Origin of the sequence: Arthrobacter sp. UYCu712, from assembly GCF_040547005.1 — a bacterium.
GTDB lineage: Bacteria > Actinomycetota > Actinomycetes > Actinomycetales > Micrococcaceae > Arthrobacter.
In genome coordinates, this window is the sequence record NZ_JBEPOZ010000001.1 from 222881 (window position 1) to 244146 (window position 21266).

Consider the following 21266-nt stretch of genomic DNA (forward strand, 5'->3'; position numbering starts at 1 on the left):
GTGACCGCCCGGCAGCCTGTCATGGTCGGGTTCAACTCTATCCATAGCCCTATCACGGGGGCCCGACGGTATTGCCCGCCTGTCCATCCGGAGCCCGGCCCCCGTAGGATGGCACTACCCCCACCAACTTCCTAGGACTCTCTCTTGCGCACTTTTGTCTCGGCCATGGCAGTACTTTTCGGGCTATTGATGACGGCAGTTGCCGTTCCGGCGATGTGGGTGGACCGCAACATCGTCCAGGAAGACGGCTTTGTCGCCCTGACCGGACCGCTCGGGAAGGATCCCGCATTCCAGCAGCGGCTGGCCGCCGCCGCGGTGAACAGCCTCAGCGCGGACCGGATTCCGGAAGCCCTCACCGAGCTGGCCCGTCCGGTCCTCGAAAACGCCGCCCAGTCGCTGACGGCGCTGCCCGGATACTCCGAGGCTTGGACCGAAACCCTCCGCAAGAGCCACCGGCTCAGCTTCGCCGATCCCAACACCCTCCCGGCCGAGGTGGACGGCGTCAGTTCCCTGACCCTGGACGTGGCGCCGCTCGTCGGACTGGTCGCGACCCAGGTCGCCGATGCCACCGGACTGCCTTTGGAAGCGCCGGAGCAGGTGCTGATCAACATCGGCCAGTCCAACCAGCGGCAGGTCATCGAGCAGGTCTCCGCCTATGCACCGATGGGCTACGCCGTAGCGGTCGGCGCAGCCATCGCCTTCGCCCTGGCCCTGGTTGCGGCCCGGCGGCGGTGGACGGTCGTGGCCGGAACGGGAGCCGGTGTCTTGGTCCTGGTCGGCGTCTGGAAGCCGGCTTCCGACGCCGTCGGGCGGGCGGCGGAGGGCACGTCCAGCGGGAACGCGGTGGCCGAGATCTTCAAGCGGGAATTCGTCGCGGCGTCGGCCGCCAACTTCGGCCAGTGGATCCTGTCCGCAGCGGTGGCCGGTGCCGCCCTGCTCGTACTCGGGCTCGTGCTGCGGGTCGTGGGCGGACGCCGCCACGCCTGAGGCCCGGCCGGTCCCCGGCCGCTGTCCCCGCGGCACGTTCCCGGCCCAAATCAGCCGGGCACCCAACACCGGTAGCATTGAGGGATGACCTCCACCGCTGTTTCCATTCCGATGCCAACCGTTCCGCGCCGGCGGCGCACACCGGACGAGGTGCTGGCGGCGGCCCCTGTCTCGGGGCCGAAGAAGGTGCTGCTCGCGGCCCCGCGCGGCTACTGTGCCGGCGTGGACCGGGCAGTCATCGCGGTGGAAAAAGCCCTCGAGCACTACGGGCCGCCCGTGTATGTGCGCAAGCAGATCGTCCACAATGTGCACGTGGTCAGCTCCCTCGAAGAAAAGGGCGCCATCTTCGTGGACGAGACCGATGAGGTGCCCGAGGGCGCCCTCGTGATCTTCTCCGCCCACGGCGTATCACCTGCCGTGGTGCAGTCCGCCGAGGACCGCGGCCTGCGGACCATCGACGCCACCTGCCCGCTCGTGACCAAGGTGCACAAAGAAGCGGTGCGCTTCGCGAAGGACGACTTCGACATCCTGCTGATCGGCCATGACGGCCACGAGGAAGTCGAAGGAACCGCCGGCGAGGCGCCCGAGCACATCCAGATCATCAACGGCCCGCACGAGGTGGACAAAGTCACCGTCCGTGACCCGGAAAAGGTCATCTGGCTCTCGCAGACCACCCTCAGCGTGGACGAAACCATGGAGACCGTCCGGCTCCTCAAGGAGCGGTTCCCCACCCTGCAGGATCCGCCCAGCGACGACATCTGCTACGCCACCACCAACCGCCAGGTGGCGATCAAGAAGATCTCGCCGCAGGCCGAACTGGTGATTGTGGTCGGATCCGCGAACTCCTCGAATTCCGTCCGCCTGGTGGAGGTCGCGCTCGAATACGGCGCCAAGGCCTCCTACCGCGTGGACTTTGCCAATGAGGTGGACGAGGCCTGGTTCGAGGGTGTCGCCACCGTCGGGGTGACCTCGGGGGCGTCGGTCCCGGAGGTCCTCGTCAAGGACGTGCTGCGGCTGCTGGCCGACTACGGCTACGGCTCCGTGGAGGAAGTCGTCACGGCCGAGGAAGACCTGCTCTTCTCCCTGCCGAAGGAGCTCCGGGCCACCCTCAAGCAGGCCGGCGACGTCACCCGTGCCCTCGGCGGCCGCGGCTCGCGTCCGGCCGGCCACTCCTGACCTCTCCTAAGCGGCGTCCTCCGCGGCGTCACGTTCCGACTGAAGCTCCGGGGCCGCCACCGCGCGTGGTGTGACCTCGACGGACACCGGAGTGGTCAGCCCGGTGGCATCGAGCGCGTTGAGCTTCCTGGCGGTCGGCAGGACCCGCGCTTCGAGCGTGCCGACCATCGAGTTGTAGCGGTCCACTGAGGTCTTCAGCGAAGCGCCCAGCTTCGTGACGTTCTCGCCCAGGGTGCCCATCCGCTCGTAGAGCTGGTGGGCGAGCTCGAAGAGTTCCCGGGCGCTGTCCGTCAGCACGTCCTGGCGCCAGGTGAAGGCCACCGACTTCAGGACCGCCAGCAGGGTTCCGGGCGAGGCAAGCACCACGTTCTTGGACAGGGCATAGTCCAGAAGGGCCGGGTCCGCCGAGAGTGCAGCCGCGAGGATGGATTCCGCCGGCAGGAAGCACACCACAAGCTCGGGGGAGTTGCCCGGGATGTCCCAGTACTTTTTGTTGCTCAGTGCGTCGACGTGGGCCTTGAGGGCCTTGGCGTGGGCCAAGAGCAGGGCCTGCTGTCCGTTCAGGCCGTGCTGCTGGTTGCGCTGTCCCGGGGCGCTGCCGAGCTCCTGTGCCTCAAGGTAGGACGCAAGCGGCACCTTGGCATCAACCACCAGCTGCTTCGCTCCGGGAAGCTGCACGACGAGGTCGGGGCGTACGCTGTTCTCCGTGGCGGCGCTGTGCAGCTGTTCGTGGAAGTCGACGTGCCGCAGCATCCCGGCCGCCTCGACAACACGGCGCAGCTGGACTTCGCCCCACTGGCCGCGGGCACTGTTGGAACGCAGCGCCGACTCGAGGGCATGGGTCGAGCGCAGCAACTGCTCGTCGGAGAGCCGCGCCTCCTGCAGTTGCTGGGCGAGCTGCCCGTATTGTTCGAGCCGGTCCCGTTCCAGCAGCGAAACCTGCTGCTGGACCGCGGTGAGCTTTTCCGCCACCGGCGCCAGCGCGCGCAATACGCTGCCGTCCTGGGTCCGTGACTCGCCGAGCTCCCGGTTCTGCGCCGCGAGGAGTCGCCGCTCGGCGTCGGCCGCGGCGAACTGGGCACTCACCTCGGAGAGCCGGGCCGAAACGCCGTCGAAGTCCTGTTCCACGGCGCCGTAGCGGCGGCGGAGGAACACATAGGCGGCGGCGGCGCCGGCGACGGCGCCGACGAGCAACATGAGAAGGGCGAGAATCAGTGCAAAAGCATCCATGACTTCACTGTGGCATGCCCCTCCGACAGTTTTGGGTCCGCCGCACGGGGGCTACTCGCCCGCCAGTAGCCCAACGCCGTAATCCGCCGCTTGTCCACGCCCATCTCCTTGCGCAGATGCTCGGTGATGCGCCGGGTGCTTGAGACCTCGCAGGCCAGCCGGTAGTTGTCCGCGTCAGCCGCTGCGGACGACGCAGCCCGCGATGTCAGTGACGTGCAGTCTGCGTCCACAAGTCCGTCTCCGCCCGCGCTCCGGGGAACCCAGTTCACGGTGTCGCCACTCCGGGTCCGCAGCGGCAGCCCGCAGTCCTCTGCGCAGCTGGGAAGGTGCCGTCCTGAAAGTGTTCGGCGCCAAGGACTTCTGCCTGTCCGTGACAGGCAGGGAACAGATCAACCCGAACTTTGTCCGGATCCACGTTGATGGCGGTTCGCTCCTCGACGACTACGGCGTCCACCCCACCATGTGGATCCGGCTGTGGTTCGGGCTGGCTGAGGAGGCCGCTCAGCTGCCCACCTGACCCGGACACGGTTCGAGGCCATTGACCCCGCGGAAGCGGTCCGGGCGGCCACGCCCAGCGCCGATTGCCTGCCCGTCAACAGGGCAGAATGGAACGCATGACTTTTACGACGATCGCACTTGTCCGCCATGGCCAGACGGACTGGAATGCGCAGGGACGGCTGCAGGGATCCACCGACATTCCGCTGAACGACGTCGGCCGCGGCCAGGCGCGCGACGCCGTCGCCGCCATGTCCGGCTACGAATGGGATGCGATCGTGTCCTCGCCGCTGAGCCGTGCCGCGGAAACCGCCAAGCTGATCGGCGCCGGGCTCGGGCTCAGCGGGGCCCGGAGCGTCCCGGAGCTCAGCGAGCGGAGTTTCGGGGCCGCGGAGGGGCTGCAAGCCGGGCCTGAACTGGAGAGACTGCGCATCCCCGGTGGATTCCGCGGCGCGGAAACCGAGGATGAGGCAGCGTCCCGCGGGTTGGCCGCAATGGAAGCGCTGGCCGAGGAGTTCCGCGGCCGTCGCGTCCTGGTTGTCGCACACGGCACGCTGATCCGCCTGAGCCTCAGCCGCGCCGTCGGCCGCACCCTGGAACGCGTCGATAACGCCGCGCTTAACCTGGCCCACCACCACGCCGTTGAGGGCTGGCAGCTCGAGTACTTCAACGGCGAGCGGGTCACCGTGCCGGCCCTCAACTAGCCGCAATGGTGTACGTTGGCTTCCCGTTGGAACCAAACGGTGACGCCCAGGCAGTCACAAGCAAGGCAAACACTATCCAAGCAGTCTGAACCAAATACAGGAATGAGAGTCACCTCAGTGGCAACCGATTACGACGAAGTCCGCTCCGACGTCAAGGAGTCGCAGGACCACTCCCTGCAGGCGCTGCAGTCCGCCAACGCCCCGGATGCCCGCAGCGTCGTCCGCGAGCTGGACGAAGCAGACGCCCTTGACGAGGCCATGACGCCCGGCGGTGAATTCGTGGCCGAGGAACTGGTCGTGCAGGTCATCCCGCAGGCGCAGGACGAATTCACCTGCTACTCCTGCTTCCTGGTCCGGCACCGGTCCCAGGTCGCACGTGAAAAGAACGGTCACGCCTACTGCGTCGAATGTGAAGGCTAGGACGACGGCCTTCCGCGTGTCCGGCACCGGCGGGCCCGAGTAGTCCATGCTCCGTCTGAAACGCACGGCCGTTTTCGGCCTGTTCGCGATGTGCGTCATCACCGGGTTCCTGTTCTGGGCTCTCCGGGAGTCCGGCGCGGAGGCCCCCGGGCTCCTGCCCCCGCCGCCGCCGCGGGCGGAGGCGAAACTCGAAATGCTGTCCGCCGGCATTACGCCCGCCGTGAACATCACCCGGAGCGCGGACGCCCAGTGGCTCATCCGTGCTGCCGCGCAGACCGGCATCCCGGCCCGCGCCCTGCAGGCCTACGTCGCTGCCGCCGTCGCGGCCAACGAATCCGCTCCGGCGTGCAAGATCGGCTGGAACACGGTGGCCGCCGTCGGCTTCATCGAATCCGCCCACGGATCGTACGGCGGCGGAAGGCTGACGGCCACCGGCCAGGCGAGCGGGCCAATTATCGGCCCGAGCCTCGACGGCGACGGTTTCGCCGCGATCCCTGATACCGACGCCGGCGCCCTGGACGGCGACGCCCAGTGGGACCGCGCCGTCGGGCCGATGCAGTTCATACCCTCCACCTGGCAGTTCGCCGGGCGGGACGGGAACGGCGACGGAGCAGCCGACCCCTTTAACATCGACGACGCGGCCCTCAGTGCAGCCTCGTACCTGTGCGCCCACGGCCGTGACCTCACGACCGCAGGGGGCTGGACTGACGCCGTGTACTCCTACAACCAGTCCGATTCCTACGTGGAGCAGGTCCGCGGCCGGGCCCGTGCCTACGCCGCACAGTCGGGCCCGGCTGAATAGCGTTTCTTACGCCGTGCTTCGGCCGGTGACGCGTTGTGTCGCTGCGCGACGATGCGTTTCAGCCGGGGTTGGGAACCCGCGTCCGGGGTGGTTGATTGGGCTGACAAGCGTCGAAAGGACTCGCCATGACGGAACATTCCGGGCCTCAGCCCGCAGAAACTCCGCAACGTTCTCGGCCATTTCGCCACCGGACTGACGGTGATCACCGCAGCCACGAAGCACGGACCGGCCGGGTTTACGTGCCGGTCCTTCTCCTCCCGGTCCCTGGAGCCGGCCCTGGTCACTTTCAGCCCGGCACGAACCTCCAGCACATGGCTGCTGCCGCGCGAGGCGGGCCGGTTCACGGTGAACATCCTGCCGGCAGAACGCGAGCATCTGGCAGCGCAGTTCGCGCGGCCGGGAACGGACAAGTTCGCCGGTGTTGACCACTCACCCTCGCCCTTGGGCAACCCCGTCCTGGACCAGGCGCTGGCCTGGGTGGACTGCGAACTGGACCGGGAGTACGACGGCGGAGACCACACCGTCGTCGTGGCCGCAGTCCGCGCCCTGGACGCCCGTGCCGATGCCGAGCCCCCGCTCTTCTACAAGGGAAGCTGCGCAGGCGTCCGGTCCCGGGCCGGTGCGCTGGTGAGCGTGGCATGACGATGCTGTCAACGTCCCGACGTCGGTGCCGGCCTGGAGCCGCAACAGCCGAGATCAACGCGGCCTGGGCTCCCGCGGAAGACTGGAGCGCACTATCGGTTGGAAGCTATGCCGACGTCGCCACCCCGGAACAACACCCGTACGTCGGTCGCGTGGACGCGAAAACGCCCGATTCGAGCATCGTGTGGGCGATCAGCGCGGGGCAAGCACGCCGGATGTTCGGTCACCGTGACGGTGTCCGCCTGCAAACCGCCGGCGGCACGGCGTGAGCGCCGGTTGGCTCGCTGCCGCACCTTGCCCGGCGGGCCCCTGACGGTTCCGTACGGTCCCGGGACCACTGGACCACTGGACCGGTGCCCGGCACCGCCCCCAAAATCCGGGCCCCGGAGAGATCCCCGGCCACACCGGGTAGAATATATGCTCGTGGCTCTTACTATTGGCATCGTCGGACTGCCCAACGTCGGCAAATCAACCCTTTTCAACGCACTGACCCGCAACCAGGTGCTCGCAGCGAACTACCCGTTCGCCACGATCGAGCCCAACGTCGGTGTCGTGAACCTGCCCGACCCCCGGCTTGCAAAGCTCGCCGGCATCTTCGGCTCCGCCCGCCTGCTGCCCGCACCCGTGTCCTTCGTGGACATCGCCGGGATCGTCAAGGGCGCCTCGGAGGGTGAAGGCCTGGGCAACAAGTTCCTCGCGAATATCCGTGAGGCAGAGGCGATCGTCCAGGTTGTCCGCGTGTTCGATGACCCCGACGTCATCCACGTCGATGGCAAGGTGGATCCCCGCTCGGACATGGAGACCATCAACACCGAGCTGATCCTGGCCGACCTGCAGACCATCGAAAACGCCATCCCGCGGATCGAAAAAGAAGTAAAAATCAAGAAGCGCGAAGCCGCGGAGCTCGCTGCCATCAAGGCGGCCCAGGCGGTACTGGAGCGCGGCGACACCATCTTTGCCTCGGTCAAGAGCGACAAGCTGGAGATGGCGCACCTCAAGGAGCTCAGCCTCCTGACTGCCAAGCCCTTTATCTATGTCTTCAACGCCGATGAGGGAATCCTCGGCAGCCCGGAAAAACAGGAGGAACTGCGGGCCATGGTTGCCCCGGCGGACGCGATCTTCCTCGACGCCAAGCTCGAATCCGACCTCGTCGAACTGGACGAGGAGGAGGCCCGCGAGATGCTGGAAATGAACGGCCAGGACGAATCGGGCCTCGACCAGCTGGCACGCGTCGGATTCCACACCCTCGGGCTCCAGACCTACCTCACGGCGGGGCCCAAGGAAACCCGGGCCTGGACCATCCACCAGGGCGATACTGCCCCGCAGGCCGCCGGTGTGATCCACTCCGATTTCCAGCGCGGCTTCATCAAGGCCGAAGTAGTGTCCTTCGACGACCTGGTCGAAGCCGGCTCGATGTCCGAGGCCAAGGCCCGCGGCAAGGTCCGGATCGAAGGCAAGGAATACGTCATGGCCGACGGCGACGTCGTGGAGTTCCGTTTTAACGTGTGATTTATCGGCAAATTTGCCAAGTAATTAAGGATTAACTCGAGAAGCCCCGATTTTCTAAATCGGGGCTTTTGCGTGCGCGCCGCTTTTAGCGCGGAAGCAACAGCCCGTCAATGTCTTTGCTGATTTTGTGGGTAATCCGGGACCAGACGGCCGACGAAATGTTGCAGCTCGATAACGAACTTTACAAGGAGTCAACTTTCCTCGCGCGCGGTCCGGTTTAGGTTTACGCTTCATGCCATGTGAGACGCGCCACGCTGCCGCTGGGGGAGTGTGGACGTCTGCCGGGTGCCAACGGCCTCGGTCTCATCCACACCACAGAAACAAGGAGGCGGAATGCGCTTCGGTCGTATTTCCAAAGCAGTGGGCGTGGCAGCAGCAGCTGCCCTCGCCCTCAGCGCCTGCGCCGGCAACAGCGGCGGGACAACCCCGTCCACTGCTGCGGCAGCAAGCAAGACAGGCGGATCGGCAACGGTAGTCGAGGTGAACGCGTTCAACACGTTCAACTCCAATACGGCCGACGGCAACACTGACATCAACTCGAAGGTCAGCTACGCCACGCACTCGGGCTTCTTCTACATCGACAACAAGCTGAACGTTGTGCGCAACGAGAAGTTCGGCAAGATGGAAAAGACCTCGGACAACCCGCTGACGGTCAAATACACCATCAATGAGGGCGTGAAGTGGTCAGACGGCACGCCCGTCACCGCAGCCGATCTTCTGCTGCAGTGGGCCGCATTCTCCGGATACTACGACGACGCCGATTCGGAAGCCACGACCGGAACGTCCTACTTCTCCTACGCCGGCGACCCCACCGGTATCGCCCTGACTGACTTCCCGGAACTGGGCGCGGACAACCGCTCCATGACACTGAAGTACTCCAAGCCGTTTGCCGACTGGGAAATCGCCCTCGGCGGCCCCGGCATCGACATCCCGGCGCACGTGCTTGCCAAGAAGGCCGGCCTCACGGATGCCAAGGCCTTCGTTGACCTGCTCAAGGGCACGCCACGCGGCGACTCCAAGGCTCCGAAGCCCGCGAACGCGCAGCTCCAGGCCATGGCAGAGCTGTGGAACACCGGCTTCGACTCCAAGACGTTGCCGGCTGACCCGAGCCTCTACCTGTCCAACGGCCCGTTCATCGTCAAGGGCATCAACCAGGACCAGTCCCTGACCATGGTCAAGAACAAAGACTACAACTGGGGCCCGGAGGCCAAGCTCGACGAAATCACCGTCCGCTACATCGGCGATTCCGCGGCCCAGGTCCAGGCACTCAAGAACGGCGAGGCAGACCTCATCGCCCCGCAGGCCTCCGCCGACACGGTGGAGCAGCTCAAGGCCCTCGAAAGCCAGGGCGTCACGGTCGAGGTGGGCAACCAGCTTTCCTACGACCACATCGACCTGAACTACAGCGGACCCTTCGCCGAGAAGAACGTCCGCGAGGCGTTCATGAAGGCTGTTCCGCGCAAGGACATCGTCGACAAGATCGTCAAGAAGCTCGACCCCAAGGCCGCGCCGCTCGACTCCCAGCTGTTCGTGCCGGACCAGGCCCCGTACGCCGATTCGGTCAAGAACAACGGATCCTCGGCCTACCAGGACGTGGACATCGAAGGCGCCAAGAAGCTACTCAACGGTGCCACTCCCGAAGTCCGCATCATGTACAACAAGGACAACCCCAATCGTGTTGACGCCTACTCGCTGATCCGCGAATCCGCCACCCAGGCAGGCTTCAAGATCGTCGACGGCGGCCTCGGCAAGTCCGACTGGGGCAAGGCCCTCGGAGACGGCTCCTACGACGCCACCATCTTCGGCTGGATCAATTCGGGTGTCGGCGTCTCCGGCGTTCCGCAGATCTTCAAGGGGGGCAACGACTCAAACTTCAACCTGTTCGCCGACGCCGAAGCCGACAAGCTGATGGACGAACTGATTGTCACCACCGACAAGAGCAAGCAGGATGGCATCATCGCCCAGGTCGACAAGAGGATCTGGGATTCCGCCTACGGCTTGCCGCTGTTCCAGGCAGTCGGCGTCGACGCGTACAGCGACCGCATCACCGGCGTGAAGTACATGCCGAACCAGACGGGCGTCTGGTGGAACTTCTGGGAGTGGGCACAGAAGTAGCCGACGACCGCAAGTAACACTTGCCAGCAAAGGCGTCGGGACCAGGCACCACGGTCCCGACGCCTTTCTAGCGACACCCCCTGACGATGCTTTGGCCCCCGCCGCACTATCTGCGGGAACGGCCAGACTCTGCGACCGGTCCGGGCAATCCCTGGGCCCGAATACCGAGGTTCTATTCCAATGGTGACCTACATAGTCCGGCGGCTGATTACCGCCGCCCTCATACTTCTCGGCGCATCCTTCCTGGTGTATCTCCTGACAGCGGCGTCAGGCGATCCCCTCGAGGAGTACCGCGCCATTAACGCCCCCAACAAGCAGCAGCTGATGGACGCCAGGATCGAGCTGCTGCAGCTCGACGTCCCGGCCCCCCTGCGCTACTTCAAGTGGCTCGGCGGTGCGGCCCAGTGCCTCGTCCCCTTCGCCAACTCCTGCGACCTGGGCAAGAACATTGTCGGACAGCCCATCACCGACGCGCTGGGGCACGCTCTGCTCCAGACCCTCACGCTGGTCACCGGCGCCACCGTACTGGCCATCCTGATCGGCATCACGCTTGGCATTATCACGGCCCTGCGCCAGTACAGCACGCTGGACTACGGCGTGACCTTCATGGCCTTCCTGTTCTTCTCCCTCCCGATCTTCTGGGTCGCGGTCCTCCTGAAGGAGTTCGGCGCCATCGGATTCAATGACTTCCTCAGGAGTCCTGACGTACCGATACCGGCGGCCCTCGCCATCGGCGCCGTCCTGGGTGGGCTCACGGCGGTGACGGTCGGCGGCGAACTGAAGCGCCGGCTGCTCATCGGCGTCGTCGTGTTCTTGTTCGCCGCCGCCGTGCTGATGTATTTCTCCGCCACCGAGTGGTTCAAGAATCCGGGACTGGGCCCCGTCGTCATCGCGATCGCCGGCGTCGGCATCGCCTTCGCTGTCACACTGCTCTCGGCGGGCCTAAAAAACCGCAAGGCGCTGCAGTCCTCGTTGATCGCCGTCGGCGTTGGACTGGCGATCTACTTCGTGATCCAGCCTCTGCTCAACGAGGCCACCTTCATCATGATCGTGCTCCTCGCAGTGGCGGCTGTGCTCGTCGGCCTGGGCATCGGCTTCCTGATGGGCGGCTACGACCGCGGCCAGTCGATGCGCGCGGCGGCACTGACGTCCTTCCTGGTCGGATTCCTGATCCTGCTGGACCGCTACATGCAGGCGTGGCCCAGCTACTTCAACAACAGCCGCGTCCGCGGCCGCCCCATCGCTACCATCGGTGCCAGCACCCCGAACATCGAAGGCGATTTCTGGATCCTGAGCCTGGATTCGTTCACGCACCTGATCCTGCCCACCCTGGCGCTGATCCTCATTTCGCTGGCCGGCTACACCCGCTTCACCCGGGCCTCCATGCTGGAAATCATGAACATGGACTACATCCGGACGGCGCGGGCCAAGGGCCTCTCGGAACGGACCGTCGTGATGCGTCACGCCTTCCGGAATGCGCTGATCCCGATTGCCACCATTGTGGCGTTCGACATCGGCGGCCTGATCGGTGGAGCCGTCATCACGGAGTCTGTGTTCTCCGTCCGGGGGATGGGGTTCCTCTTCCTCGACGGCATCCAGCACACCGACCCCAACCCGGTGATGGGTGTGTTCATCTGCGTGGCCATTACGGCCATGGTTTTCAATCTCATTGCGGACCTTGCGTACTCCGCACTTGATCCACGCGTAAGGGTAAAAGCATGAGCCAGCCAAGCCAGCAGGACGAACTCCTGGCCGAAGAGGCCAGTTTGCGGCAGTCGGCGGTGGCCGGGATCGAACCCGTCCTCGCGGCCAAGGGCCTGAGCCAGAGCCAGATCGTCCGGAAGAGGTTCCTGGGCCACTCCGGCGCCATCGCCGGCCTCATCGTCTTCGCCGCCATCTTCATCGTGGCGTTCACCTCCGTCGGCTATGCAGGCATCCCCGGCTGGTGGAAATACAACCACGAGGACGTCTCGCCACTGATCAACGACGGCGTCCCCACCGCCTCGCTGTGGCCGCTGGCATGGGGCGAACACCCCTTCGGCCAGGACCGCATCGGCCGTGACCTGTTCGCCATGACCATGCGCGGCGCGCAGCAGTCCATCACCATCATGCTCGTGATCGGGCTCATCGCCGGACTGATCGGCGTCGTCGTGGGGGCCCTCTCCGGCTACTTCCGCGGCTGGACCGAAGCGGTGCTGATGCGCATCACCGACGTCATCATCATCATCCCCGCCCTGCTGCTGGCCGCCGTCATGGCGCAGATGGCCGGACGGAAGGACGCAGGCAGCTGGTTTGCCTCCTTCGCCAACAACTACGGTGTCCTGTCCCTGGGGATCTTCCTGGGCCTGATCAGCTGGGTGGGCCTGGCCCGGCTCATGCGCGGCGAGTTCCTCTCCCTGCGTGAACGTGAGTTCGTTGATGCGGCCCGGATCTCCGGCGCCAGCAATGCCCGCATCATTTTCAAACACATCCTGCCCAACGCCGTCGGGGTGCTCATCGTCAACGTCACCCTGACCATGTCGGCCGCGATCCTCACGGAGACGGCGCTGAGCTATCTCGGCGTCGGGGTCAAGGCGCCGGACACCTCGCTGGGGCTGCTCATCTCGCAGAACCAGGCCGCTTTTGCCACCCGGCCTTGGCTCTTCTGGTTCCCTGGTCTTTTCATTGTGCTGATCTGCCTCAGCATCAATTTCATCGGCGACGGCCTGCGCGACGCGTTCGATCCGCGGCAGAAGAAGTTCAACGCCAAGAAGGCCGAGGACACCGGCGGGCATCCGCTCGAAGCGTCACCGGTCACCGCGTTCGACGGAACCAAGGGCGGCTAGATGTCTGCCCCCCGCAGTGCCTGCGCAGCTGAGCTAGCGGGCGTCGATCGCCCAGTAGCTGGCCGCCAGCAGGAGCACGACGGCGCCGGCCGCCTTCCAGCGGTAGGTCACGGCCACCGGCGTGGTGGCGGCGTCACCGGCGGCCAGCCGGCCGCTTTCCACGAGGTCATCCCAGCGGGCCCGCACGAGCTGGGCGGCCTGGCCGGAATCCGTGGTCTTCAGGTCCCCGGGCCGGACGGACTTCCCGGGACCGTAGGTGGTTGCCGGCAGGCCCTGGAGATCCTCCGGGCGGGCGTGGCGGCCGCCCCAGATTCCGGGCGCCGGGGCCGCCCAGGACGTGTAGCTCTTCTCCGCCGTGACCAGGGTCAGCGCGAAGCGGGTGTCGACATGTACCAGGGCCGCCCACGGGACCACGATGGAGCGGAACGGATTTTCCAGGCTGATCCCGTGGTCGTCCACCACGACGGCGGGCAGCCAGAACAGCTGCCAGCCGAGGAAAGCGATCAGCACGAGCGGTGCCGTGCCGGGCAGGGCCCCGGGACCCGCCGTAGCGGCGGTCACCACGATGCCGAAGGCGGCCACCGCCCAGGCGAGCCACGCGAACCATTTGTTCGTGCGGGCTTTGAAGACTTCGACCTTACCGGGGTGTGGCGCAGAGCTCATGCCCCCAATAATTCAGTATTCCGAGCCACAGCACTAATCCCCGGTGAACCGGCGGCTCGGGCGGAAGGAAGGCCCCACCATGACTGACTTCATCACCCTCGACCCGGCCGATACCCCGGCACCCGGCGCAGGGGAACCCGTGCTGCAGGTCCGCGATCTCAGCGTTGACTTCGGCGTGGACAAAAAGTGGGTTCCGGCGGCAATCGGCCTGAACTACGAGGTCCGGGCGGGCGAAGTGCTTGCCATCGTGGGGGAGTCCGGCTCCGGAAAGAGCGCCAGTTCCATGGCGCTGCTGGGGCTACTGCCCAGTAACAGCCGTGTGACGGGAAGTGTCAAGCTTGCGGGGAGAGAACTGCTGGGCGCCAACGAGGCCAACATCCGGGCCGTCCGCGGCAAGGACGTCGCGGTGATCTTCCAGGAGCCGATGACGGCAATGAACCCCGTCTACACCGTGGGCGTACAGATCGTGGAGACGGTCCGCCTCCACAGCGAGGTCTCACCCGAGGAAGCCCGGCTGCGGGCGCTGCGGATGCTGGAACTCGTGGAACTGCCGGACCCGGAGAAGGCCTTCCGCTCCTATCCGCACCAGCTCTCCGGCGGCCAGCGGCAGCGTGCCATGATCGCCCAGTCGCTCTCCTGCGACCCCAAGCTGCTGATCGCCGACGAGCCCACAACGGCCCTCGACGTGACCGTCCAGGCTGAAATCCTGGACCTCATGCGCAACCTGCGGAACAAACTGGACAGTGCGATCGTGCTCATCACGCACGACATGGGCGTGGTCGCCGACCTTGCCGACCGGATCGCCGTCATGCGGAAGGGGCTGATCGTGGAGACCGGCACGGCCGCCCAGATCTTCCACGACCCGCAGCACGAATACACCCGGGCCCTGCTGGCCGCTGTACCGCACCTCGGCCAGGGCGGGACGGACTCGGTCGAGGAAGTGGACGTCACCGCCGCCCTCGCCGCGGCCACCGACGCCGAAATCCACTCCATCCCGGAAGCGGAGCTGGTCCGGCGGGAGCGCCAGAACGCCGCCGCCCTGGCAGCAGCCATGCAGTCCGCGAAACCGCTGGGCGAACCCGTCCTTGAGCTCACGGACGTCGCCATCGAATACCCGAAGCAGGGCCGGGTCCCCGCATTCCGTGCCGTGGAGGGCGCGAACCTGGTGATTTACCCCGGCCAGGTGGTCGGGCTCGTGGGGGAGTCCGGTTCCGGCAAGACCACCATCGGCCGGGCCGCCGTCGGCCTGCTTCCGGTCGCCGCCGGCACCATGAAAGTGGTGGGACAGGACATTTCGGCCGCCAAGAGGAACGGCCGGCAGCTCCACGACATGCGGCGGCACGTCGGCATGGTGTTCCAGGACCCGTCGTCCTCGCTGAACCCCCGGCTGCCGATCGGTGAGAGCATCGGCGAACCCATGCTCCTCTCCGGGGCGGCCAAGGGCGCCGGACTGCAGAAGCGGATCGAGGAACTGCTGGACCAAGTGGAGCTCCCGCGGGACTACCGCAACCGGTATCCGCACGAGCTTTCGGGCGGACAGAAGCAGCGGGTGGGGATCGCCCGGGCACTCTCCCTCAAGCCGAAGCTGATGGTGGCGGACGAGCCGACCTCGGCCCTGGACGTGTCGGTGCAGGCGAAGGTCCTCGATCTGTTCCAGAACCTGCAGAAGGAACTGGGTTTTGCCTGCCTCTTCGTCACCCACGACCTCGCGGTCGTCGACGTGCTGGCGGACAGGATCTGCGTCATGCAGCGCGGACGCATCGTGGAACAGGGGACCCGGGACCAGATCCTGCGCAATCCGCAGGAGGTCTACACCCAGCGGCTCCTGGCCGCCGTGCCTCTGCCGGATCCGGACAAGCAGCGGGAGCGCCGCGAATTGCGGGCGCAGCTTTTGGCCGCAGGTCCTAGTTAACCGCGGATAACCGGGCTTTTCGTCGGGCGGATACTACCAGTCAGTAGCGTGTGACCTGAAATACATTGCGGTTGACGTTAGCGGTCACACTATGGTCGGGTCACGGTTTGGCAACAGAGTTCCATCATTCGGACATTTTGGGGCTAGGCTACTTCCATATGTAGGCCACGTCACAGGGGATACCCCTGTGCCTGCCTGCGGGGAAACATAAGTTTTTCCCTGACGAACTCCCACAACTCATAGGAGGCGGAATGCGTGTTTCGCGCACTTCCAAAGCACTGGGCATGATGGCTATCGCCGGTCTTGCCCTGACCGGATGCGGTGCCGGTGGCGGCGCCACGTCCGGTAGCGGCAGCACCGGTGGCGACACCAGCAAGGTAATCCTTGTCGACGGATCTGAGCCGCAGCGTCCGCTGATGCCGGCCGATACCAACGAAGTCGGTGGCGGCAAGGTCGTCGACATGATCTTCGCGGGCTTGGTCAGCTACGACCCCAGCGGCAAGCCGGTCAACGAACTCGCCGAGTCCATTGAAGGCAAGGATGGCCAGAACTTCACGATCAAGGTCAAGAAGGACCAGAAGTTCACGAACGGCGAGGCCATCACGGCCAAGTCCTTCGTGGATTCCTGGAACTTCGGTGCAGCTGCGAAGAACGCCCAGCTCAGCGGCAGCTTCTTCGAGAGCATCAAGGGCTACGACGAGGCGAGCGCAGAAGGCTCGACCGTCGAGACCATGTCCGGCCTGAAGGTCGTTGACGATCAGACGTTCACCGTGGAACTGAAGCAGCCCGAGTCCGACTGGCCGCTGCGCCTCGGCTACACCGCCTTCGTCCCGGTTCCCTCCGGTGCGCTTGCGGATCCCAAGGGCTTCGGCGAGAAGCCGGTTGGCAACGGTCCGTACAAGATGGCCGAGGGCGGCTGGCAGCACAACGTGCAGATCCAGCTCGTTCCGAACCCGGAGTACAACGGCGCCCGCAAGGCCAAGAACGCCGGCGTAACGTTCAAGATCTTCCAGAATGACGATGCTGCGTACCAGGATCTGCTGTCGAACAACCTGGATGTCCTCCAGACGATCCCGACCAGCGCCCTGAAGAACTTCAAGACCGACCTCGGCGAGCGCACCATCAACAAGCCGTACGCCGGCAACCAGACCATTGCCATCCCGGAATACCTGCCGGAATGGAGCGGTGAGGCCGGCAAGCTTCGTCGCCAGGCAATCTCCATGGCCATCAACCGTGAAGAAATCACCAAGGTGATCTTCAGCGGTGCACGCCAGCCGGCCAAGGACTTCACGGCTCCCGTGCTTGACGGTTACAGCGACTCGATCCCGGGTTCGGAGAACCTGAAGTTCGACGCCACCAAGGCCAAGGAAGCCTGGGCCAAGGCCGACGCCATCCAGAAGTGGGATGCCGAGAAGACCTTCACCATCGCTTACAACGCCGACAAGGGCGGACACAAGGCATGGGTTGAGGCTGTTGTGAACCAGCTCAAGAACACCCTCGGCATCAAGGTTGAAGGCAAGCCGTACGCCACCTTCAAGGAAGCCCGCAACGACGCAACCGCAAAGACGCTGACCGGTTCCATCCGCGCCGGCTGGCAGGCTGACTACCCGTCGCTGTACAACTTCCTCGGCCCGATCTACAAGACCGGTGCCGGTTCCAACGACGCCGACTACGCCAACCCGACGTTCGACAAGGCCGTCTCCGACGGCCTGAACGCCTCGAACGTCAGTGACGGCAACAAGGCCATGAACAAGGCCCAGGAAATCCTGCTTCAGGACCTTCCGGCCATCCCCTTGTGGTACCAGGTCGCCCAGGGCGGCTGGAGCGACAAGGTAACCAACGTTGACTACGGCTGGGACGGCGTCCCGCTGTACTACAACATCACCGGCAAGTAACAACATAACGACGGCGGGGGCTGCCCAGGTTTGGGGCCTCCGCCGTCGTCTTGCCTGCACACATTTCTAAAGGCCCGGCTCTTCGGGTGAATTTTTCGCAGACCGCCCGCCGTGAGTGAACCGGCGTCGCACTGCATCCATAGTGAAAAGGTTCTTTGATGAACAACCCCACCGCATCCCCGGACAGGATGCCTGCTGACGGAGGTGTGATTCGCTGATGGTGACTTACATCCTCAAGCGTTTCCTCCAACTCGTTCCCGTCTTCCTTGGCGCGACCCTGCTGGTCTATTTCCTGGTCTTCAGCCTCCCCGGCGACCCCATCGTGGCACTCTTCGGCGACAAACCGGTCAATGAGGCCGTGGCAGCCCAGCTGCGCGCCCAATACCACCTGGACCAGCCGTTCTGGATCCAATACCTGCTCTACCTGAAGAGCATCTTCACCTTCGACCTCGGCGAGGACTTCTCCGGACGCCCCATCGCCGCGGTGCTCGCCGAAGTCTTCCCGGTCACGGCGCGGTTGGCCGTGATGGCCCTCATCTTCGAGGCATTCTTCGGAATTCTCTTCGGCCTCATCGCCGGCTTGCGCAAGGGCAAGTTCTTCGACGCGACCGTGCTGGTGGCCTCGCTGATCGTCATCGGCATCCCGATCTTCGTGCTCGGCTTCCTGCTGCAGTACTTCATCGGTGTCCAGCTCGGCTGGGCCAAACCCACGGTCAGCTCGGCCGCGACGGTCCAGGACCTGATCCTGCCGGCCATCGTCCTCGGCCTGGGCTCCTTCGCCTACGTCCTGCGGCTGACCCGGACCAGCGTGATCGAGAACATGAGCGCCGACTACGTGCGGACGGCCACGGCCAAGGGCCTGTCCCGTTTCAAGGTGGTCCGGGTGCACATCCTGCGCAACTCGCTGATCCCCGTCATCACCTTCCTCGGCGCGGACCTCGGCGCCCTGATGGGCGGCGCGATCGTCACCGAAGGCATCTTCAATGTGCCGGGTGTCGGCAACCGGCTCTACCGGGCCGTCCTGTCAGGAGAGGGTCCGACCGTAGTTTCGATTGTCACCGTTCTGGTGCTGATCTACTGCCTCTCCAACCTGCTCGTTGACCTGCTGTACGCCTGGCTTGACCCGAGGATCCGCTATGACTCCTGATTACAACACCGCAAAGCGCGGAACCCCCGCCCCTGCGCAGCGTCACATCGAGCATTTCGTTGCCGACTTTTCCGAGACGCCCCTCCAGGCGACCGACCGGGTCAAGGAGGACAAGGCTCCCCTGAGCCTCTGGGGCGAGGCATGGAAGAACCTGCGCAAGCAGCCGCTGTTCCTGATTTCGGCCTTCCTGATCCTCATCGTCGTGGCGGTGTCGCTCTTCCCCGGGCTGTTCTCCCAGATCGACCCCACGTCCGAGGCCTGCCAGCTGGCGAACTCGGATGCGGGGGCGGCCCCGGGCCACCCGCTGGGGTTCACCCAGCAGGGTTGCGACGTCTACGCCCGCGTCATCTTCGGCACGCGGTCCTCGGTGACCGTGGGCCTGTTCACCACCATCGGCGTGCTCCTGCTCGGCGGCGTCATGGGTGCCCTCGCCGGCTACTACGGCGGCTGGGTGGACGCCATTCTGGCGCGCATCAATGACATCTTCTTCGCCCTGCCGCTGATCCTCGGCGCCATTGTGCTGATGCAGCTGCCGATGTTCCGCGCCAACCGTACGGTCTGGACCCTGGTGCTGATCCTGGTCACCTTCGGCTGGCCGCAGATTGCCCGCATCACCCGCGGAGCCGTGATCGAGGTCCGCAACGCGGACTTCGTCACAGCGGCCCGGTCGCTCGGTGTCTCGAAGTTCGGGGCGCTCATGCGCCACGTCATGCCGAACTCGCTGGCCCCGATCATCGTCGTCGCCACGATCTCCCTGGGCACGTTCATCGTGGCCGAATCCACGCTGTCCTTCCTCGGCATCGGGCTTCCGCCCAGTGTCATGTCGTGGGGCAACGATATCCAGTCCGCGCAAGCCTCGCTGCGGTCCAACCCGATGCCGCTGCTCTACCCGGCCATCGCGCTGTCCATCACCGTCCTGAGCTTCATCATGCTGGGCGACGCCCTGCGTGATGCGCTCGATCCCAAAGCGCGCAAGCGATGAAAGGGTACGCCATGAACGCCTCTGTTGAAATCCTGGAAGTGGACGACGTTGCTGAGCGCCCGCTGCTTGAAATCAGGGACCTGGCGATCAGTTTCGCCACCAGCAACGGCGAGGTCCAGGCCGTGCGGAACGCGCACCTGACCATCATGCCCGGCGAGACCGTCGCCATTGTGGGCGAGTCCGGCTCCGGCAAGTCGACGACGGCGCTGGCCGCCATCGGGCTGCTTCCCGGCAACGGCCGCGTCTCGGCCGGCCAGATCCTGTTCGACGGCGAGGACATCTCCCACGCCAGCGAGAAGCGGATGATCGAACTCCGCGGAAACAACATCGGCATGGTCCCGCAGGACCCGATGTCGAACCTGAACCCGGTCTGGAAGATCGGCGACCAGGTCCGCGAGACGTTGAAAGCCAACGGACTCCCCAACGGCAAGGATGACGTCGCGAAGGTCCTCTCCGAGGCGGGGCTGCCCGACGCCGCGAGGCGCGCCAAGCAGTACCCGCACGAGTTCTCCGGCGGCATGCGCCAGCGTGCGCTGATCGCCATCGGCCTGTCCTGCCAGCCCCGGCTGCTGATCGCTGACGAGCCGACGTCCGCCCTGGACGTCACGGTGCAGCGGCAGATCCTGGATCACCTGGACAAGATGACCAGTGAGATCGGCACCGCCGTGCTGCTCATCACGCACGACCTCGGCCTGGCTGCCGAGCGCGCCGACAAGGTTGTGGTCATGTACCGCGGCCAGGTTGTCGAAGCGGGGCCGTCCCTGGAACTGCTGCAGAACCCGCAGCACCCGTACACCCAGCGGCTGGTCGCCTCGGCGCCGTCCCTGGCGTCACGGCGGATCCAGGTGGCCAAGGAACTGGGTGTCGAATCCGACGACCTGCTCGCTCCCAGCGAGGACGTTGTAGTTGAGCCGTCCATGGCCGAGGACGTGCTGCGCATCGAAAGCCTGAGCAAGGTCTTCAAGCTGCGCTCCGGGTTCGGCCGGTCCACGGACTTCACCGCGGTGGACGACGTCTCCTTCAGCGTCAAGCGCGGAACGACGACGGCGATCGTGGGCGAGTCGGGTTCCGGCAAGTCCACCGTGGCGCAGATGGTCCTGAACCTCCTGACGCCCACGTCCGGCAAGATCGTGTTCGACGGTGTGGACACGTCCACGCTGAACAGCAAGGAGATCTTCGCCTTCCGGCGCCGGGTACAGCCGATCTTCCAGGACCCCTACGGCTCCCTGGACCCGATGTACAACATCTTCCGGACCATCGAGGAGCCGCTGCGGACCCACAAGATCGGGGACAAGGCCAGCCGCGAGAAGAAGGTCCGCGAACTGCTGGACCAGGTGGCGCTGCCGCAGTCCACCATGCAGCGGTACCCGAACGAGCTCTCCGGCGGCCAGCGCCAGCGTGTCGCGATTGCGCGGGCACTGGCACTGGATCCCGAAGTGATCATCTGTGACGAGGCGGTCTCCGCACTGGACGTCCTGGTGCAGGCACAGGTGCTGAACCTGCTGGCGGATCTGCAGTCCCGACTGGGCCTGACCTACCTGTTCATCACCCACGACCTCGCCGTGGTCCGTCAGATCGCGGACCACGTGTGTGTCATGGAGCAGGGCAAGCTGGTGGAGACCGGGTCGACGGACGACGTCTTCGACGCGCCGCAGCAGGACTACACAAAGGCGCTGCTCAACGCCATCCCGGGTGCACGCCTTATGCTGCCCCCGGAAGTTGCCTGATCCGGCCGGTTCCGGAACGGGCGGCCGGTGTGCTG

Annotated in this window: 19 protein-coding genes; 16 read left to right on the plus strand and 3 right to left on the minus strand. The window is 65.5% G+C overall.

What is annotated here, in order from left to right; genetic code table 11:
- Positions 1-144 precede the first annotated feature (144 nt).
- Both ABIB51_RS01160 and ABIB51_RS01165 read left to right on the plus strand, forming a co-directional pair.
- Positions 145-987, plus strand: coding sequence for a hypothetical protein (locus ABIB51_RS01160; protein WP_354184705.1), 843 nt, complete (start codon positions 145-147; stop codon positions 985-987).
- 84 nt (positions 988-1071) lie between these two features.
- Entirely contained in the window at positions 1072-2163 is a 1092-nt protein-coding gene (locus ABIB51_RS01165; RefSeq protein ID WP_354184706.1) for a 4-hydroxy-3-methylbut-2-enyl diphosphate reductase, read from the plus strand.
- A 6-nt stretch (positions 2164-2169) separates the two neighbouring features.
- On the opposite strand, the gene ABIB51_RS01170 is transcribed toward ABIB51_RS01165, so the two are convergent.
- Positions 2170-3393 carry a DNA recombination protein RmuC gene (locus ABIB51_RS01170; protein WP_354184707.1) on the minus strand — a complete coding sequence of 408 codons (1224 nt, stop codon included), beginning with the start codon at positions 3391-3393 and terminating at the stop codon, positions 2170-2172.
- On the minus strand, positions 3375-3770 hold the full coding sequence (locus ABIB51_RS01175) for an SIP domain-containing protein (RefSeq protein ID WP_354184915.1): 396 nt from the start codon (positions 3768-3770) through the stop codon (positions 3375-3377). The genes ABIB51_RS01170 and ABIB51_RS01175 overlap by 19 nt, the downstream gene beginning before the upstream one ends.
- On the opposite strand from ABIB51_RS01175, the gene ABIB51_RS01180 reads away from it, so the two are divergent.
- From ABIB51_RS01180 to ABIB51_RS01220, 9 genes are all read left to right on the plus strand, one after another.
- The gene (locus ABIB51_RS01180) at positions 3734-3910 is read left to right on the plus strand and encodes a hypothetical protein (RefSeq protein WP_354184708.1); all 177 of its coding nucleotides are present in this window, start codon (positions 3734-3736) and stop codon (positions 3908-3910) included. The two genes, ABIB51_RS01175 and ABIB51_RS01180, sit on opposite strands and share 37 nt — an antisense overlap.
- Positions 3911-3998: 88 nt before the next feature.
- Positions 3999-4592 (plus strand): histidine phosphatase family protein, encoded by a 594-nt coding sequence (locus tag ABIB51_RS01185; RefSeq protein ID WP_354184709.1) that lies wholly within the window; start codon positions 3999-4001, stop codon positions 4590-4592.
- Positions 4593-4709: 117 nt separating this feature from the next.
- Entirely contained in the window at positions 4710-5012 is a 303-nt protein-coding gene (locus tag ABIB51_RS01190) for a DUF4193 domain-containing protein (RefSeq protein ID WP_354184710.1), read from the plus strand.
- A 46-nt stretch (positions 5013-5058) separates the two neighbouring features.
- The gene (locus ABIB51_RS01195; protein ID WP_354184711.1) at positions 5059-5814 is read left to right on the plus strand and encodes a lytic transglycosylase domain-containing protein; all 756 of its coding nucleotides are present in this window, start codon (positions 5059-5061) and stop codon (positions 5812-5814) included.
- Positions 5815-5949: 135 nt separating this feature from the next.
- Entirely contained in the window at positions 5950-6456 is a 507-nt protein-coding gene (locus ABIB51_RS01200; protein ID WP_354184917.1) for a flavin reductase family protein, read from the plus strand.
- 423 nt (positions 6457-6879) lie between these two features.
- Positions 6880-7965, plus strand: a complete 1086-nt coding sequence (gene ychF / locus ABIB51_RS01205) for a redox-regulated ATPase YchF (protein ID WP_354184712.1) — start codon at positions 6880-6882, stop codon at positions 7963-7965.
- Positions 7966-8298: 333 nt separating this feature from the next.
- Positions 8299-10080 carry an ABC transporter family substrate-binding protein gene (locus ABIB51_RS01210; protein WP_354184713.1) on the plus strand — a complete coding sequence of 594 codons (1782 nt, stop codon included), beginning with the start codon at positions 8299-8301 and terminating at the stop codon, positions 10078-10080.
- Between the two features lie 180 nt (positions 10081-10260).
- Positions 10261-11802: an ABC transporter permease gene (locus ABIB51_RS01215; protein ID WP_354184714.1), complete on the plus strand. Its 1542-nt coding sequence runs from the start codon at positions 10261-10263 to the stop codon at positions 11800-11802.
- Entirely contained in the window at positions 11799-12905 is a 1107-nt protein-coding gene (locus ABIB51_RS01220) for an ABC transporter permease (protein ID WP_354184715.1), read from the plus strand. Before ABIB51_RS01215 ends, ABIB51_RS01220 begins: the two co-directional genes overlap by 4 nt.
- Positions 12906-12938: 33 nt before the next feature.
- Here ABIB51_RS01220 and ABIB51_RS01225 read toward each other — a convergent pair whose 3' ends face one another.
- Entirely contained in the window at positions 12939-13568 is a 630-nt protein-coding gene (locus ABIB51_RS01225; protein ID WP_354184716.1) for a PH domain-containing protein, read from the minus strand.
- Positions 13569-13647: 79 nt separating this feature from the next.
- Here ABIB51_RS01225 and ABIB51_RS01230 point away from each other — a divergent pair, with 79 nt between their 5' ends.
- From ABIB51_RS01230 to ABIB51_RS01250, 5 genes are all read left to right on the plus strand, one after another.
- Positions 13648-15480: an ABC transporter ATP-binding protein gene (locus tag ABIB51_RS01230; RefSeq protein ID WP_354184717.1), complete on the plus strand. Its 1833-nt coding sequence runs from the start codon at positions 13648-13650 to the stop codon at positions 15478-15480.
- Positions 15481-15731: 251 nt separating this feature from the next.
- Positions 15732-17375 (plus strand): peptide ABC transporter substrate-binding protein, encoded by a 1644-nt coding sequence (locus ABIB51_RS01235; RefSeq protein ID WP_354184718.1) that lies wholly within the window; start codon positions 15732-15734, stop codon positions 17373-17375.
- A gap of 217 nt (positions 17376-17592) precedes the next feature.
- Entirely contained in the window at positions 17593-18522 is a 930-nt protein-coding gene (locus ABIB51_RS01240; RefSeq protein ID WP_354184719.1) for an ABC transporter permease, read from the plus strand.
- Complete coding sequence (locus ABIB51_RS01245) at positions 18512-19504, plus strand: ABC transporter permease (RefSeq protein WP_354184720.1); 993 nt, start codon at positions 18512-18514, stop codon at positions 19502-19504. Before ABIB51_RS01240 ends, ABIB51_RS01245 begins: the two co-directional genes overlap by 11 nt.
- Before the next feature lie 11 nt (positions 19505-19515).
- The gene (locus ABIB51_RS01250; protein WP_354184721.1) at positions 19516-21231 is read left to right on the plus strand and encodes an ABC transporter ATP-binding protein; all 1716 of its coding nucleotides are present in this window, start codon (positions 19516-19518) and stop codon (positions 21229-21231) included.
- Positions 21232-21266 lie beyond the last annotated feature (35 nt).